We start from the raw sequence: 15,489 nt of genomic DNA, 5'->3' as shown, positions 1-15,489 counted from the left end.
TCCAACATTGGAGAAATGGCCCGGTCAAGGGACCGGGCCCCACAGGGGGAAGGGTCCTGTGGGCTAGGCGATCAGGCCCAGGGCCTGTTTCCACGCCAGCACCCGGCGGCAGGCGCCGTTCAAAGTCTCTTCGCTCAATTCTCCGTTTTCCACAGCCTGGATCACCTTGGGAATCTGGGCGCGGTAGTCCGCCGTAATCACCATGTCGTTTCCCGCCGCCAGGGCCATGACCGCCGCGGAGCCGTCCCTGGCGTAGGCCGCCACCGCCTTCATGGAAAGATCATCGGTCATCACCACGCCGTCAAAGGCCAGCTCCCGGCGCAAAAGCCCATGGACCGCAGGGGACAAAGAGGCGGGCAGGTCCGAATCCATGCATTTCACGATATTGTGGGACACCAGCACGGCAGCGGTTCCGCCCCCCGCCGCAAGGCCCGCGCGGAAGGGGAGGAAATCACTCTCCAGAAACATCTCTATGGGACGATTGTCCAGGGCGATGCCGGTGTGGGTGTCCGCGTTGTTTCCATAGCCGGGAAAGTGCTTCAAAACGCTGCCGATACCGCACTCCCTCATGGCTGTGACCACCCGCTCCGCATAGTCCGCCGTGGCCGCCGCGTCCAGGCCCAGGGTGCGGTCATAGATGAAGCTGTTCGGGTCCGTGGACACGTCGCACACCGGGGCCAGGTTGACGTTGACGCCGTAGCGCAAAAGGGCGCCGTTCTTCTCCCAGGCGTCCTCCGCGAAGACGTCCCCCTCCCCGCTCCGGTGGTTTAGGAGCCACTGGGGGGATTTGCACTTTCCGCCGGGGAACAGGTTGGGGTTCCAGCTGGCCCGGGCCACGGTGCCCCCCTCCTCGTCCGCGCCGATCAGCAGGGGGACGGCGGCGGCCGCCTGATAGCTCCGGAGCTTTTCCGTCACCTGCTCCGCCGTCAGCCAATTTCCGGCGGCGTCCTTGAAATCCCGGCCAAAGAGGAGATATCCCCCCAGATGATAGGCGGCGATGTCCTCCAGGGCGCCGGTTTCCGGACAGCGGACAAAGAAGAGCTGTCCCGCCTTCTCCTCCAGGGTCATGGACGAGAGGAGCGCTTCGATCCGCTCCGCCGCCAGCTCCTCCTCCGTGGGCTCCGGCGGGGCGGGCGGTTCCTCCGGAAGCTCCACAGCGGGTGGGTCCGGCAGGGCGGGCGGCTTCTCCGGCTCCGGCGGCGCGGCGCAGGAGGCCAGCAGCAGCAGGGCGGCCAGGGCCGCCGTGAAAGATCGTCTCATATCCACCTCCGGGATGTTGATGGGACCAGTGTAGCACAGTTGGGGGGAAAAAGAAAGAGGGATGTCCGTTCGGAAGCGTCCAGCCGCGCATTCTGCGAAGGGAACGGTTTTTGTCTGTTCCGTGGGTGTTTCGGATTTGATGGACAGACGACGGGAAACGGCAAGCGGCAGGGGCGGCCAAAATGGCCGCCCCTGCCGTCAGCTTGTCGAAAAAGTATTTTCAACAAGCTGCTGTAGATTTACAGAACTTCAAAAAGTTCTGTAAATCTGATGATTTCAATGGCGCAGGAAACCCCTCTTGGGTTTCCCGCACACACCCTTCCTTTCCGTTGACGAAATCTCCAGCGCTTTTTGACAGTCTGGCGGCAGGAGCGGCCAAAATGGCCGCCCCTGCCGTTTCCGTCTCTCTTCTCCTTTTATCCGGCGGAGGGCCCGCCGGTTGAACATCCGCAATTTCCGGATTTTCAAGCGCTTCAACTCACGGGACCAACGCCCAGGCCCTGGGGAGTCCAGAGGCTGAAAAGGCGGATGCCGCCGTCCTCCACCAGGCCGAACCAGGCTGTGCCGTCGCCCGCGCCCACCAGGCCATTATGGGTAAAAATTGAGTGGTAGTCCAGATTGTCCACAAGGGTCTCCACGTCGAGCTCAATGGCCTCGTCGTAGTACGCCAGCAGTTCCTCCGGCGTGTTCACCGTGAAGACACCGCCGGCGACATGCACGGCGCAGGGGTAGACGAAGAGCTCCGCCACCTTCTCCCGCTTCCCGCCGGAGAGAAGATCGGTCAGGTCCCAGACGAAGGCTTTGGCCGCGTCCCGCTCAATGCCCGTACCGGCGTAGATCTCATCCTCATTGGGGTCCGGGGAATCCCCCTCGCCGGAGCGCACAGCGGCCTGATCCGTCTGAATGGTAAAGACTCGGATGACGTTCTCCTCCGTCAGCCCGAACCACACGGCTCCGTCCGCCACAGCGGCCAGGCCGCTGCCGTCGCTGAAGATCCAGGGCTCCGAGGGGGTGGGCTCCCAGGTCATGGCCGTGGAGAGTCCCTGGCAGTTTTGCCCGATGACCTCATCGTAGTAGGGCAGGAACTCCTCCGGCGAGCGCACCGTGAAGGTCCCGGCGGCCACCTCTACCTGGGAGGGATAGACCAGCAGCTCCGCCACCTCCCTTTTCTTCCCGTCCGCGATCCGCTCCGCCAGCATGAGGACGAATTCCCGGGCCACTTCAGGCCGCATGCCGGTTCTATCATACAGCGGGTCCTCCGTCTCCTCCGTCTCAAGGGGCTGGTTCTCCTGCTCCTCCAGATACCGCTCGTTCTCCCAAAGGATCGCGTCGAAATCCGGCGCTTCCGCCGGGGTCAGGGCGGAGAAGCGGAAGCTGTCCGCCAGCTCCTCCAGCTCCTCCCAGCCAATGGGGGCGCTGGAGAAGGTGTCGTCCCCCTCTCCACCGGTCAGCACGTTGACCAGGATGAAGCTGTCCCCCAGGTCCGCCATGATGATGGAGCGGTTCCGCCGCCCCAGTCCCAGGGTGACGGGGGTGCCGTCCGCCGTCTCATATTCCCACTCCTGGAAGTCCGATACGTCGCCGATGTTCAGCGCCACGTCGTCAAAGGTCCCCCGGACGGAGCGGCTGAACTGGTACTCAATGGCCCCGTAGCCCTTCAGCTCCCCGGCCCCCAGCTCCGCCTCGCCGTCAAAGCGGAAGGTGCCGTTTTCATAGATATAACCGGAGTAGGCCGTGACGTTCTCTCCGCAGAAGTTCCCCGCCGCCGCAGGCCAGGCGCCCGGCATCACAATCTCCATGCGGGTGTGGAGACGGAGGCCGTATTTTGCGATAATCTCCTCCAGTTTGTCGGCCATTTCCTGGGTGTAGACCAGGTAGAAGCCGTAGCGGTCCTCAAAGCCCGTGGGAGCATTGCCGATGGCGCTGATGATGGACCCGTCCTCATCATAGCCCGCCAGGAAGGTCTGCCACTCCGCCAAGGCCCTGCTCTCCGGCGTGTCCTGATAGCCGGAGAGGCTGACGAAATCCCTATACTCGTACTCGCCCGGTACCACAATGCCGTTTCCATCCAGCATGTTCACGCTGCCCTTTTCCGGCAGCAGCGCGTCCCGCAGGCCGAATAATCCCGTGGCCGCCGCCGCAACGGACAGCGCCGCCAGCGCGCAGATCACCGCCGCCAGCATGAAAACCCGCCTGGAACCCCTTCTTCTTCGTTTCATCGTTTGAATATCCTCCCATCTGATCTCTTTGGAAGAGTGGACCTGGGAGAAGGTATCCTGATAAAATTCACGATTACTCATCCTGCCACACCTCCGTCAACTGCTCCTTCAGCTTCGCCCGCGCCCGGTGGAGCCGGGTGGTCACCGCTGAGGTACGCAGACCCAGAATCTCCCCAATCTCCTTCACCGTCAGCTCCTCGTAGTAGAAAAGGTAGAGCACCGTGCGGTACTTCTCCGGGAGGCGCATGACCTCCCGGTACAGCTCCCCCTGCTCCGGCCGGTCAAAGACCGGCTCCTCCGGCAGCTCCTCCAAAAATACCCGCCGCCTCCGCCAGGGACTTTTCAGAGCGTCCTTGCATACGTTGACCGTCACCCGGATCAACCAGCGGCGCAGATGGTCCGGTCCCTCAAAGGGCTTCTCCGCGGTATAGAGCCGCAGAAAGACCTCCTGCACGGCGTCCTCGGCGTCCTGGGGATTGCCGAAGGAGTGCAGGGCAATGCGGTAGACCATATCCTGATACTGCCGGGCGGCGCTGTTGAATAAGGTTTTTTCCATGGGCCTGATGCTCCTCATTTGAAAGCTTTCACTAAACATACGACGCGGGGGAGCGTTTTGTCACAGAGAATGAAATTTTTTGAAAACAGGAATCCTCTCCTGCGGCAAAGATCAGAGTTTCCGGTAAAGGGTTGCCACCGTCGGTCCGGCGCCCGCAATTTTGAAGACTGCGTTTTCCGCGCATACCCTCTCCTCCCATCGAATCATTCTCACCGATTTTTCCAAGGCTGAAAAGAGAGCCGCCCGAAATCCGGGCGGCTCTTTAGAATGGCATCAATGGGCAGTTCGGTCGCAGGCTACAATGACCCGCCGGTTGGGCTCGGTGCCCGTGGAGTAGGTGGTGACACCGGGCACGTCCTGGAGGGCGGTGTGGATCACATGGCGCTCGTAGGCGTTCATGGGCTCCAGGGTGACGCTGCGGCGGTACTTAACCACCTTTCCCGCCACCTTCCTCGCCAGGTGCTGGAGGCTCTGCTCCCGCTTTTCCCGGTAGCCCTCCGCGTCCAGCTGGACACGGACGCGGCCGCTGCCGGCGCGGTTGACGGAGTAGCTGGTGAGCTGCTGGATGGCGTCCAGGGTCTCGCCCCGGCGGCCGATCAGCGCGCCCATCTGCTTCCCCTCCAGAATGACCTTGTAGCGGCCCTTCTCCGGCTGGTACACCCGGATGTCCGCAGAGCACTCCATGTGCTCCAAAAGGCCGGTGAGGAACGCGCGGATGGCCTGGGCCTTCTCATCGTCCACCTCTTCGCCCAGGTCCTGCACGGCGGGGGCGGGACGGGGCTGCTCGGCCTTGGGAGGGGCGGGCCTGTCCTCTCTGCGCTCCTGCTTCTTCGGCTTTTCCCGGCGGGGCTGTCTGGGCTCCTGCTCCGGTCTGGGGGCCGGCGCGGGCTCCTCCTTCGGCGCGGGCTTTGTCTCCGCCTTGGGGGCGGCCTCCTCCTCGGGGCCGTGGTAGACCCGGACCCGGGCGGGGCTGCTGCCAATGCCCAGGAATCCGGACTTGGCCCGCTCCAAAATCTCAACGGACACATCGTCCCGATCCAGGCCCAGCTGCGCCAGGGCCTTGCTGACAGCCTCGTCCTCGGTCTTGCCCGTTACATCGATAAACTCTCTCATAACGGCTCTCAATCCTCCGTATCGTATCGGTCCGCCTTGTAAGAGCGGCCGCGGGCGTAGGGGCGGTCACCCACCCGGCCCGCCTCGGTGGTGCTGGGTTTCTTCGCCCGGGTTTTGGCCTCCAGCGCCTCCTGGCGCTTTTCCTTGAGGGTCTTCTTCTGGGCGGCCTGCCGCTGCTGCTCCTGGAGGACCTTGGCCTCCTCCTGGCGGCGCTTGCGGTCGGCCTCCCGGGCCTCAAAGCGGGCATCCTCCTCCGCCTGGATCTTCTTGGTATAGAATCTGCCCAGAATGGCCTCCTGAATGATGGAGAAGGCGCTCTGGGCGATCCAGTATACACCCAGGGCCGCAGGCATGATGAAGGCGATGTACACACTCATCAGAGGCATCATCAGCATCATGGTCTTGCCGCTGGCGGCGGCGGAGCCCTGGTTCTGGCTGCCCGCCATGGAGACCTTGCTCAAAAGGAAGCTCAAAAGGCCGGAGAGGATGGGGATCAGCACAATGCCGATCAGGGCCGGGGTGACGCCGGATTTCAAAGCGCCGAAGGCGCTGCTGGGAAGGGTGGTCAAATCCAGACCCAGGAAGTGATAATCCACGTTGACCCAGTTTGGATTCTCCGCCAGGAAGGTTTTGACGAGGGGATTATCGGCATTGCTGGAGATGTGCTGGATAATCTCGATCTGGGCGTAGGCGCCGTCGTTTCCGTTGGCCAGCGTGGACCAGTTGAGATTCAGGGCGGCGATCACATCCTTGGCCTTTTGCAGCACCTCCAGGTTGGCGGCTCGGCTGCCGAAGTTCATGAAAAAGACCACCGGCTCCCGGATAATATAGTAGAGGGCGATCATGATGGGCATGGGCAGAAAGCTCCAGAGGCACCCGCTCATGGGGTTGATGCCCTCCTCGGCGTAGAATTTCTGCATCTCCTCGTTCATCTTCACCTGGTTGTTGGCGTACTTCTTCTGAATCTCCTGCATTTTGCCGGACATCCGGTTCATACGCACCATGCTCTTCTTGGACTTCATCTGGAAGGGCAGCAGCACCAGCTTGATGACCAGAGTGAAGAAGATCAGGGACAGGCCATAGGAACTCGTCAGGTTGTAAAAAAGACGCAGCAGAGCCGCGAAGGGGATACAGATAAAGTATCCGATGGTTGAAAACATAGACGTTTCCTCCAAAAAGTAAATGGGGTCAAGGCAGGGAAAGAGAGGGTTCGGTTTTCCCTCCTCTGCGCCGCGGCGCGTTCGCGGCGAAAATTTCCCGGCCGCCCTTACCCGCAAAGGGCGCCGCTTCATCCTTGAGGCGGCAAAGCCGCCGGCGGCTGCCCGGAGGCGGAGGCGCCGGTCCGCAGACCGGCATTGGGGGATCAAAAGGGAGAGTTATCTCCCCCTTTACTCAGGGCACAGGGTCGTATCCCCCCTTGTGGAAGGGGTTGCAGCGCAGAATCCTCCTGAACGCCAGCCAGCCGCCCTTGACCGCGCCGTATTTTTCAACGGCCTCCAGGGCGTATTGGGAGCAGGTGGGAATGTAGTTGCAGCAGCGGGGCCGGTAGGGCGAGACCGCCTTTTGATAAAACCGGATGGCCAAAATGAAAATTCGCTTCATCCGCCGCCCTCCAGAATATTCAGCTTCCGGCAGGAGCGGAGAAAGACGTCGTTCAGCTCCTTCCAGGAGGCCGTCACCGTTCTTCCCCGGGCCACCAGGATCACGTCCCAGCCCTTTTGGAGCTTGTCCCGGTTGAGACGGAATACCTCCCGCAGGCGGCGGCGGGCCCGGTTCCGCGTCACCGCGTTTCCGATCTTCGTTGACGCGGTGATCCCCAGGCGGGTGCGGCCCAGCCTGTTTTTCCGGCAGTAGACCACCATGGAGCCGTTTACGGCAGAGGAACCGCGCTGGTACACACGGCGAAACTCATAATTTTCTTTCAGCGTCCATGCCCGCTTCATCTCATTCACCAGCTTTCCTGAACAAAAACTCTTTTAGGGACGGAGGAATCTAAGAAAATTCCAGCCGTCCCTGAAGACGTTGTTCAAGTGTCTCCCGCGTGCTGCGCTCAGTAGGACAGACGCGCGCGGCCCTTGGCGCGGCGGCGGGCCAGGACCTTGCGGCCGTTGGCAGTAGCCATCCTCTTGCGGAAGCCATGGACCTTCTGGGCGTGGAGCTTCTTGGGCTGATAGGTACGTTTCGTAGCCATTTTGAGACACCTCCTGTTTCATTGCGTCCGCCCGCAGGCGGCGCTTACTCGACACCGCCCTCCATTCGAAGAGCGGAGCAGTAAACTTTTACCGGCGCCTGCACAGTGAGGCGCATGGGATAGTATACCTTCTTTTTCAAAAGGTGTCAAGATGTACTTCAAATTTCCCTGAAATTCTCCCCTTTTTCTCCTTTTTTGAAAGATTTTCTACATATAGTCCCCTTCTTTCAAAAAAAATCTAAATCTTGCGCCGTTTTGGACAATTTTTTTTGATCTTTTATATTAGAATAGGTATTGCCTCTCTTTGCTTTTTTTGCTATAATGAATTGTATTATTTTGTCCATTTTTCACGATACTTTTTCCAGTGATCTTAAATTTAGAGAGAGGTGTTTCCTTTTGAACTCTGTCGCCGACATATGGGACAATATTCTGCTGCAGCTGAAACAGGATCTCTCGGAGACCACCATCGCCACCTGGTTCGACGAACTGGAGGCCGTGGACATCCGGGGGAACACATTCTATCTCCACTGTCCAAACGATTTCAAAAAGGGATATATCGAATCCCTGTTTCTGAAAAACATCAAAGCGGCTCTGCGGGACATCTTCTCTATGGACTTCGAGGTGTCCATTCTGGACGATCCCTCCTTTTCGGAGTTCAAGGGGCCGGCAGACAAAAAGAAAGAGGACCGCTTCACCTCCGAGGAGTTCACCTTCGAGACCTTTGTGGTGGGCCCGTCCAACAAGCTGGCCTACGCGGCCTCCATGGCCGTGGCGGAGCACCCGGCCCAGAACTACAACCCCCTCCTGATCTACGGCGATTCCGGCCTCGGCAAGACGCACCTCCTCAACTCCATTGCCAATGTCATCCGCAGGGACGATTCCCATTCCAAAATCGTCTACATCAAGGGCGACGATTTCATCAACGAATTCATTGAGCTGGTGCGGGCGGGCCGTGGCAGCGAGTTCCGGGCCAAATACCGCAACGCCGACCTTCTTCTTGTGGACGACGTGCAGTTTGTGGCCGGCAAGGAACAGGTGCAGAACGAGTTTTTCCACACCTTCAACACCCTCTATGAGTCCGGCCGCCAGATCGTGCTGACCTCCGACCGCCCCCCCTCTGAGATGACGCTTCTGGACGACCGTCTCCGCACCCGCTTCGAGTGGGGACTCCTGGTGGACGTGGCCCCGCCAGTCTTTGAGACCCGGGTGGCAATTGTGAAGAACAAGGCCGCCATTCTCGGCATGAACCTGCCGGACAAGGTGGCCTTCACCATCGCGGAGAAGGCCACGGCCAACGTCCGCCAGCTGGAGGGCATCGTCAACAAGCTGCTGGCCTACAAGGACCTCCTCGGAGACGAGACCAACGAGGACACTGTCTCCCGGGCCATTCAGGACATCTTAAAGCGCAGCAGTGAGTACATTCCAACCCCGGAGGCCATTCTGGAGTACATCAGCAAGTACTACGGAGTGGAGGAATCCCTGATCCGGGGACAGCAGCGGGTGCGGGACGCCGTCCAGGCCCGTCAGATCGCCATGTATCTCATCCGCTCCATGACCAATATCTCCGTGGTGGACATCGGCAAGGTCTTTGACAACCGGGACCACTCCACCGTTCTCTACTCCATTCAGCGGGTGGAGGACAAGATGAAGCGGGACCCCGCCTACGCCGAAAAAATAAAGGAGATTAAGACCAACATCAGCTCCAAACGCTGACGCCATTTTTCCACATTTCCCGTGGAAAAGAAAAACAATTCTGTGGATAACGCCCTTTTCAGGGAAACCATGGGGAAACACGCGAAAAAGGCCGACGCCTCTTGTGGAGGGCCGATCCCTTCCCGCCCAGCAGCTTCCTCTTTTTTTCCACATCTTTTCTCTCTACGGCTTCTATTTCTTCATAAATAATTTATTTTCTTTTTTTAAGAACGCGATTCCCTCTATTTTGACTGAAAGGAAACGACCGCTATGATGAAGTTCTCCTGCGAAAAGGCGCTGCTGCAAAGCGCCATCGCCGTCACCAGCCGCGCCGTTGCTCAAAAAAGCTCCATTCCCGCCCTGGAGGGTCTGTTTCTCCGGGCCGGAGGGGATCTGACTGTCTCCGGCTACAATATGAATACCGGCATCCGCACCAAAATTTCCGCCGGCGTCGCCGAGGAGGGAGAGATCGTGCTGAACGCCCGCCTGTTCGGCGATATCATCCGCCGCATGCCCGACGATATGGTGACCTTTTCCGCCGACGAGCGGCAGATGGTCCACCTCAGCTGCGGCGACGCGGACTTTGACATCCTGGGCCTCTCCGCCGCCGATTATCCGGAGCTTCCGGAGGTGGAGGACGAGTACTCCGTCTCGATTCAGCAAAAGGTCCTGCGGGCCATGATCGAGGAGACCTCCTTCGCCGTTTCCACCAACGAGAGCCGGCCGGTCCACACCGGCGCCCTGTTTGAAATCAGCGAGAAGGGGCTGACCATGGTGGCCGTGGACGGTTTCCGGCTGGCCGTCCGGCGGGAGCCCCTGGAGCAGCTGGCCGGCGGCGCCTTCTCCTTCGTGGCCCCCGGCTCTGCGCTGAATGAAGTGAAGAGCATCTGCGGCGATACGGAGGACACCGCCTCCGTCACCCTGGGCAAGCGGCACATCCTCTTTGAGGTGGGAGATACGGAGCTGATCTGCCGGAGGCTGGAGGGAGAGTTCCTGGACTATAAGAACGCCATTCCCCGTTCCAATCCCATTTCCGTGATTGCGGAGACCAAGTCCCTTATTGAGAGCATTGACCGGGTGTCCGTGGTGATCTCTGACAAGCTGAAAAGCCCGGTCCGGTGCGTGTTTGACCACGATAAGGTGATGCTGTCCGCCAAGACCGGAAACGGGGAGGCCAAGGACGTCTGCCGCCTCTCCGGAGACGGCGGCGGTCTGGAGATCGGTTTCAACAACCGCTATCTCATGGAGGCACTGCGGTATGCCCCGGCCGACGCGGTGAAGATCGAGCTGAATACCGGCGTCTCCCCCGCCATCATTGTTCCGACGGACGAGAAGGACAACTTTTTGTACATGGTTTTGCCGGTGCGGCTGAAATCGGCGGAGTGAGGCCATGAAAACCATTGTCATCTCAACAGAGTTTATCAAGCTCCAGGACCTTTTGAAATATGCGGGGCTTGTGGAGACCGGCGGCGAGGCCAAGGAGCTGATCCAGGGCGGTCAGGTCCAGGTGGGCGGCGAGGTCTGTCTCCAGCGGGGGAAGAAGATCCGCCCCGGGGACGACGTGCTCTTTGCAGGCGCCCATTACACGGTCGGTTATGCGGATTGACCGTCTGGAGCTGGAGGGCTTCCGGAACTACCGGCGGCAGAGCGCGGACTTTGATTCCCGGTGCAACGTGATCTTCGGGGAGAACGCCCAGGGGAAGACCAATCTGCTGGAGGCCCTGGTTTATCTCTCCTGCGGCAGGTCCCCCCGGGCCAGGACGGAGCGGGAGATGATCGGCTTTGACGCCTCCGCCGCCCGCATGTGCGCCCGGGTCTTTGCCCGGGAGCGGGAGTTCTCGGTGCAGGTGGACCTGTTTCGGGACCGGCGGCGGCGGATGTCCGTCAACCAGGTGGCCGCCAAAAACAGCGCCGCCCTGAGTCAGGTCTACCAGACCGTGTTTTTCTGCCCGGAGGATCTGTTTCTGATTCGGGAGGGGGCCGCGGTCAGAAGGAAGTTTATGGACACCGCCCTGTGCCAGCTGCGGCCCCGGTACGCCGCCGCCCTGGCGGAGTACAGCCGGACCTATGACCACAAGACCCGCATCCTCCGGGACGCGGAGGAGCGGCCGGACCTGCTGGACACTCTGCCGGAGTTCAATGAGCGGATGGTGGTATTTGGCGCGGTGCTGGTCCACTACCGCCAGCAGTTTGCCGCGCGGCTGAACGAGTATGCCGCCATTCACCACCGGGAGTGCTCCGGCGGGCGGGAGGAGCTGGAGATCCGGTATAAGACTGTGTCCTCTGTGGAGGACCCGGGGGCGGAGGTATCCGTCATTACAGAGCAGCTGCGGCGCCATATGGAGGCCCATCAGGCCGCGGAGCGGGCCTCCCGGCTGTGCCTCTCCGGGCCCCACAAGGATGATCTGCTGGTGAGCATCGACGGCAGAGATGCCAAGCAGTTTGCCTCCCAGGGGCAGACCCGGACGGCTGCCCTTGCCATGAAGCTGGCGGAGCGGGAGATTTACCGGAATGTCTCCGGGGAGTATCCGGTGCTGCTGCTGGACGATGTGCTCAGCGAGCTGGACCCCCGGCGGCAGGAGTTTGTACTCAACCGCATCGCGGGGGGGCAGGTGTTCATCACCTGCTGCGAGGATGACCGGCTGCCGGAGATGCTGGGGGGGAAGGTGTTCCATGTGGAACGGGGGGAGATTGGGTGATACCCGATCTTGGATGGTTCCCGCCCTGACGGGCGGGGCGGAACTCAGCCATGTCGATGGCTGGGCAGATGCACCCCCCATGTCGTCGGAAGAAACTCCGCCGCTCCATTTCCGGCTAAAGCCGAAAATTCCGCTCAAGCTCCGTTCCTTCCTCCTCTCCCCACCGGACCCGCTTCGCTGACTCCGGCGGGGGCCCCTCTTTTCGGTTGCGCCGAAAAGAGAAAACGGGCCGTGCACGGTCCAAAAGAGAAAAGGGCGCTTTTGGCATTCGCGGGAGCCTCACGCTTCGATTGAAGGGCGCTCAGCAGACTTGATGGTTGGACGCATGGACTTTCTTCTTTTCCCGCGCTTCGCGCCTAGGCCTTGTTTGGGGTGAAGTGTGAAACTGCCGGTTTTTGAGTATGGGACATAGATTGTCCGGGACAGGGGGAGATGGGTAGATGGACAAAAAATATGTCTGGAGACTTGTGATCGCCCTGATTCTGATTCTGCTGGGGACGGAGGTCTGCATGGAGCTCCGTTATTCCTGCGGGGAGATCTCCTTCGTGTCCAGGGATACGGAGAAAATCCTCAGCCGGACGCCGGCGGCGGTTATCACGGAGGAAGACCGGGCTATGGTTGAGGCGTTCTCTCAGTGTGCCGCTGTTGGGAATCTGCTGGATGGCGGTGAGAACGGAGATTTGTCCGCCGCGGATGATCCGGAGCTGATGGAGACTGCGGACAGGTATTTTTCCCCGGAGAGCGCGGCGACCGTCGTTGTGAGCGCCATGTTTTATGAGGCCGGTTCCTCCCTGTATGTGAATTGGCAGGATGGGGACGGACAGCGGTTTGTCCTTGAGAAGATGAGAGACGGCGGGGAGTGGGAGTAGGGAGTGGGAGTATTTCAAGCTGTACTCCCTGAACCAGAGGACCTTCTATGAGAACTGGGACAACCAGCGGGCCCAGAAGAGCGTGGTCCGCCGCCGGTGGTTTGCCTGGCTGAGGGACTGAATGGGGGAGGATGGAGCTGTGTACTTGCACCTGGGACAAAATGAGATCGTGCCGTACCGCCGGATCATTGGAATCTTTGACCTGGACAAATGCTCCACCTCCAGGCGGACCCGGGACTATCTGGCCGCCGCCCAGCGGGAGGGCGTGGTGCTGGATGTGTCCGGGGATCTTCCCAAGTCCTTTGTGGTGTGCGACCACCCGTATCACGATCAGATTGTATATCTCAGCCAGCTGAATTCCGCCACGCTGGCAAGCCGGGCGGAGAGAAGCCACTTTCAAAATAACTTTGAATGAGGAGGATTGTCATGAATCCCATTGAATATCTGTGAAAGGACCGCAAGCGCCGTCTGGAGCTGACCATGACCCTGGGACAGCGGATCTTCGGGGTGGGCACCGTGTGCGTCCACTCCTCGGACAAGAGTATTCCCCATCTGGATTTGAAGAATGTCAAAAATCCCCGGGAGGTCAAGGAGCTGATTCACCAGAATGTGGAGTCCGCCAAGGACAAGCGGCGGATGCGGACCACGGAGCTGATGGGCGCTGCACACCAGATGCTGGCGGGGAGGGCGAAAAGGGCTCTGTGATGGGACATCCTATGCGGGATTTCCCCCTTGTATTCCAAGAAACATGAGGAGTGGAGAAAGGCGGGCCGGAAGGTCTTCCAGCCTGGCTTTTTCCACTCTGAAAAGCAGTGAAAATGCTCTTCGCCGTCGTGGGGAAGACCCGGTTAAGCAGATGACGAAGAGCGCGAAAAAAATTCTTTTTGGTTCTTTTTCTTATAAGAAAAAGAACAAGGTAAGGAGAAGTGTATGGCTGAAAATGAAATCCTGAATTCCACCGCAGTGGACGCGTCCAACGAGTACGACGCGTCCGAGATCCAGGTCCTGGAGGGCCTGGAGGCTGTCCGGAAGCGGCCGGGCATGTATATCGGCTCCACCAGCGAGTCCGGCCTCCACCATCTGGTCTATGAGATCGTGGACAACGCCATTGACGAGGCGCTGGCGGGCTACTGCGACGAGATCACCGTGACCATCAACCCCGGGGACACTATCACCGTCACCGACAACGGCCGGGGAATCCCCGTGGACATCCAGGCCCAGACGGGTCTGCCCGCGCTGGAGGTGGTGTACACCGTCCTCCACGCCGGCGGAAAGTTCGGCGGAGGGGGCTACAAGGTCTCCGGCGGTCTCCACGGCGTGGGCGCCTCCGTGGTGAACGCCCTCTCAGAGTGGCTTACCGTTCAGGTCCACAAAAACGGCGAGATCTACGAGATGAAATTCTCCCGGGGCAATGTGACCCAGAAAATGACCGTGGTGGGAAAGACCGATAATACCGGCACCACCGTCACCTTTAAGCCGGACCCGGAGATGTTCGACGTCACGACTTACAGCTACGAGATCATCCACACCCGAATGCAGCAGCAGGCCTTTTTGAACGCGGGGCTGAAAATCTCCACCTTCGACCTGCGGGAGGGCCGGGAGGCCTCCGACTCCATGTGCTATGAGGGCGGCATCCGGGAGTACGTGGCGTGGCTGAACCAGAACAAGACGCCCATCCACTCGGAGGTCATCTACATGGCCGGTCAGAAGGACGACTCCTCGGCGGAGGTGGCCATGCAGTACAACGACGCCTACAACGAGATGATCGTCTCCTTCGCCAACGACGTCCGCACCCCCGAGGGCGGCATGCACGAAGAGGGCTTCAAGCGGGCCCTGACCACCGTGCTGAACAACTACGGCCGGAAGATCAAGATGCTCAAGGAGGACGAGAAGGTCTCCGGCGAGGACTGCCGGGAGGGTCTTACCTGCGTCATCTCCGTGAAGCTGACGGAGGCCCAGTTCGAGGGCCAGACCAAGGCCAAGCTGGGCAACAGCGAGATCCGCACGCTGGTGAACAACATCGTCTCCGAGAAACTGGACACCTTCCTGGAGGAGAATCCCCAGGTGGGAAGGATGATCCTGGACAAGGCCCTCACCGCCAACCGGGCCCGGGAGGCCGCCAAGAAGGCCCGGGAGTCCATCCGCCGCAAGACCGCCCTGGGCGGCGCCGCCATGCCGGATAAGCTGCGGGACTGCAACGAGAACAACCCCGAGCTCACCGAGATCTACATCGTGGAGGGCGACTCCGCAGGAGGCTCCGCCACCCAGGGGCGGGATTCCCGGTTCCAGGCCATCCTGCCTCTTTGGGGCAAGATGCTGAACGTGGAGAAGGCCCGGGCGGACAAGGTCTACGGCAACGACAAGCTCCAGCCCGTCATCACCGCCCTGGGGGCCGGCATCGGCGAGGAGTTCGACGCCGGGAAGCTACGGTACCACAAGGTCATCATCATGGCCGATGCCGACGTGGACGGCGCCCACATACGCACGCTGCTGCTGACCTTCTTCTTCCGCTTCATGCGGCCCCTCATCGAGCAGGGGTACGTCTACTCCGCCGTTCCGCCCCTTTTTAAGCTGAGCCGGGGCAAGACCACCCGCCTTGCATTCTCCGAGGAGGAGCGGGATCTGATTTCTTCGGAGCTGCGGGGGGACAATCCAAACGCCAAGGTGGACATCAGCCGGTTCAAGGGTTTGGGCGAGATGAATCCCCACGAGCTGTGGGAGACCACCATGGACCCGGAGAAGCGGACGCTGCGCCGCATCACCCTGGACGACGCGGTAAAGGCCGACGAGATCTTTACCATCCTCATGGGCGAGAAGGTGGAGCCCCGGAAGGAGTTCATTGAGGAGAACGCCCAGTACGCCGTGAACCTGGATTACTAAAGAGGGTTTT

The 15,489-nt window shown here is 60.4% G+C and carries 17 protein-coding genes; 9 read left to right on the top strand and 8 right to left on the bottom strand.

Annotation, left to right across the window (positions count from 1 at the left end):
* Positions 1-63: 63 nt before the first annotated feature.
* Complete coding sequence (locus tag C816_RS09655; RefSeq protein WP_016322210.1) at positions 64-1,260, bottom strand: glycoside hydrolase family 3 N-terminal domain-containing protein; 1,197 nt, start codon at positions 1,258-1,260, stop codon at positions 64-66.
* 182 nt (positions 1,261-1,442) lie between these two features.
* Here C816_RS09655 and C816_RS23635 point away from each other — a divergent pair, with 182 nt between their 5' ends.
* A complete protein-coding gene (locus tag C816_RS23635; RefSeq protein ID WP_155978965.1) occupies positions 1,443-1,703 on the top strand; it encodes a hypothetical protein in 261 nt (86 codons plus the stop codon).
* Positions 1,704-1,733: 30 nt separating this feature from the next.
* Here the strand turns inward: C816_RS23635 and C816_RS09650 are convergent, their stop codons facing one another.
* From C816_RS09650 to rpmH, 7 genes are all read right to left on the bottom strand, one after another.
* A complete protein-coding gene (locus C816_RS09650) occupies positions 1,734-3,560 on the bottom strand; it encodes a hypothetical protein (RefSeq protein ID WP_155978964.1) in 1,827 nt (608 codons plus the stop codon).
* On the bottom strand, positions 3,553-4,035 hold the full coding sequence (locus tag C816_RS09645; RefSeq protein WP_016322208.1) for an RNA polymerase sigma factor: 483 nt from the start codon (positions 4,033-4,035) through the stop codon (positions 3,553-3,555). The genes C816_RS09650 and C816_RS09645 overlap by 8 nt, the downstream gene beginning before the upstream one ends.
* A 273-nt stretch (positions 4,036-4,308) precedes the next feature.
* On the bottom strand, positions 4,309-5,148 hold the full coding sequence (gene jag / locus C816_RS25445; protein ID WP_016322207.1) for an RNA-binding cell elongation regulator Jag/EloR: 840 nt from the start codon (positions 5,146-5,148) through the stop codon (positions 4,309-4,311).
* 8 nt (positions 5,149-5,156) lie between these two features.
* Entirely contained in the window at positions 5,157-6,308 is a 1,152-nt protein-coding gene (gene yidC, locus C816_RS21775) for a YidC/Oxa1 family membrane protein insertase (RefSeq protein WP_016322206.1), read from the bottom strand.
* A gap of 232 nt (positions 6,309-6,540) precedes the next feature.
* Positions 6,541-6,750, bottom strand: a complete 210-nt coding sequence (gene yidD, locus C816_RS09630; protein WP_016322205.1) for a membrane protein insertion efficiency factor YidD — start codon at positions 6,748-6,750, stop codon at positions 6,541-6,543.
* On the bottom strand, positions 6,747-7,091 hold the full coding sequence (gene rnpA / locus C816_RS09625) for a ribonuclease P protein component (RefSeq protein WP_040655160.1): 345 nt from the start codon (positions 7,089-7,091) through the stop codon (positions 6,747-6,749). Before rnpA ends, yidD begins: the two co-directional genes overlap by 4 nt.
* A 107-nt stretch (positions 7,092-7,198) precedes the next feature.
* On the bottom strand, positions 7,199-7,339 hold the full coding sequence (rpmH, locus tag C816_RS09620; protein ID WP_016322203.1) for a 50S ribosomal protein L34: 141 nt from the start codon (positions 7,337-7,339) through the stop codon (positions 7,199-7,201).
* Positions 7,340-7,735: 396 nt separating this feature from the next.
* Between rpmH and dnaA the strand changes: the two genes are divergently transcribed.
* The 8 genes from dnaA (at position 7,736) to gyrB (ending at position 15,479) form a co-directional block, all read left to right on the top strand.
* Positions 7,736-9,052 carry a chromosomal replication initiator protein DnaA gene (gene dnaA / locus C816_RS09615; RefSeq protein ID WP_016322202.1) on the top strand — a complete coding sequence of 439 codons (1,317 nt, stop codon included), beginning with the start codon at positions 7,736-7,738 and terminating at the stop codon, positions 9,050-9,052.
* A gap of 249 nt (positions 9,053-9,301) precedes the next feature.
* Positions 9,302-10,417: a DNA polymerase III subunit beta gene (gene dnaN, locus C816_RS09610; protein ID WP_016322201.1), complete on the top strand. Its 1,116-nt coding sequence runs from the start codon at positions 9,302-9,304 to the stop codon at positions 10,415-10,417.
* A gap of 4 nt (positions 10,418-10,421) precedes the next feature.
* Positions 10,422-10,637, top strand: a complete 216-nt coding sequence (locus C816_RS09605) for an RNA-binding S4 domain-containing protein (RefSeq protein WP_016322200.1) — start codon at positions 10,422-10,424, stop codon at positions 10,635-10,637.
* Positions 10,627-11,730 (top strand): DNA replication/repair protein RecF, encoded by a 1,104-nt coding sequence (gene recF, locus C816_RS09600; protein WP_040655158.1) that lies wholly within the window; start codon positions 10,627-10,629, stop codon positions 11,728-11,730. The genes C816_RS09605 and recF overlap by 11 nt, the downstream gene beginning before the upstream one ends.
* A 440-nt stretch (positions 11,731-12,170) precedes the next feature.
* A complete protein-coding gene (locus C816_RS09595) occupies positions 12,171-12,599 on the top strand; it encodes a hypothetical protein (RefSeq protein WP_016322198.1) in 429 nt (142 codons plus the stop codon).
* A gap of 139 nt (positions 12,600-12,738) precedes the next feature.
* Entirely contained in the window at positions 12,739-13,014 is a 276-nt protein-coding gene (gene remB, locus C816_RS09590) for an extracellular matrix regulator RemB (protein WP_016322197.1), read from the top strand.
* A 65-nt stretch (positions 13,015-13,079) separates the two neighbouring features.
* On the top strand, positions 13,080-13,304 hold the full coding sequence (locus C816_RS09585) for a PH domain-containing protein (protein ID WP_016322196.1): 225 nt from the start codon (positions 13,080-13,082) through the stop codon (positions 13,302-13,304).
* Positions 13,305-13,529: 225 nt separating this feature from the next.
* On the top strand, positions 13,530-15,479 hold the full coding sequence (gene gyrB, locus C816_RS09580) for a DNA topoisomerase (ATP-hydrolyzing) subunit B (protein WP_016322195.1): 1,950 nt from the start codon (positions 13,530-13,532) through the stop codon (positions 15,477-15,479).
* Positions 15,480-15,489: the final 10 nt, after the last annotated feature.

Source organism: Oscillibacter sp. 1-3 (assembly GCF_000403435.2).
In the GTDB taxonomy this organism is placed as follows: Bacteria; Bacillota; Clostridia; order Oscillospirales; family Oscillospiraceae; genus Oscillibacter.
The sequence above is the reverse complement of the archived record's forward strand: the minus strand, read 5'-3'. Positions and strand labels throughout refer to the sequence as shown.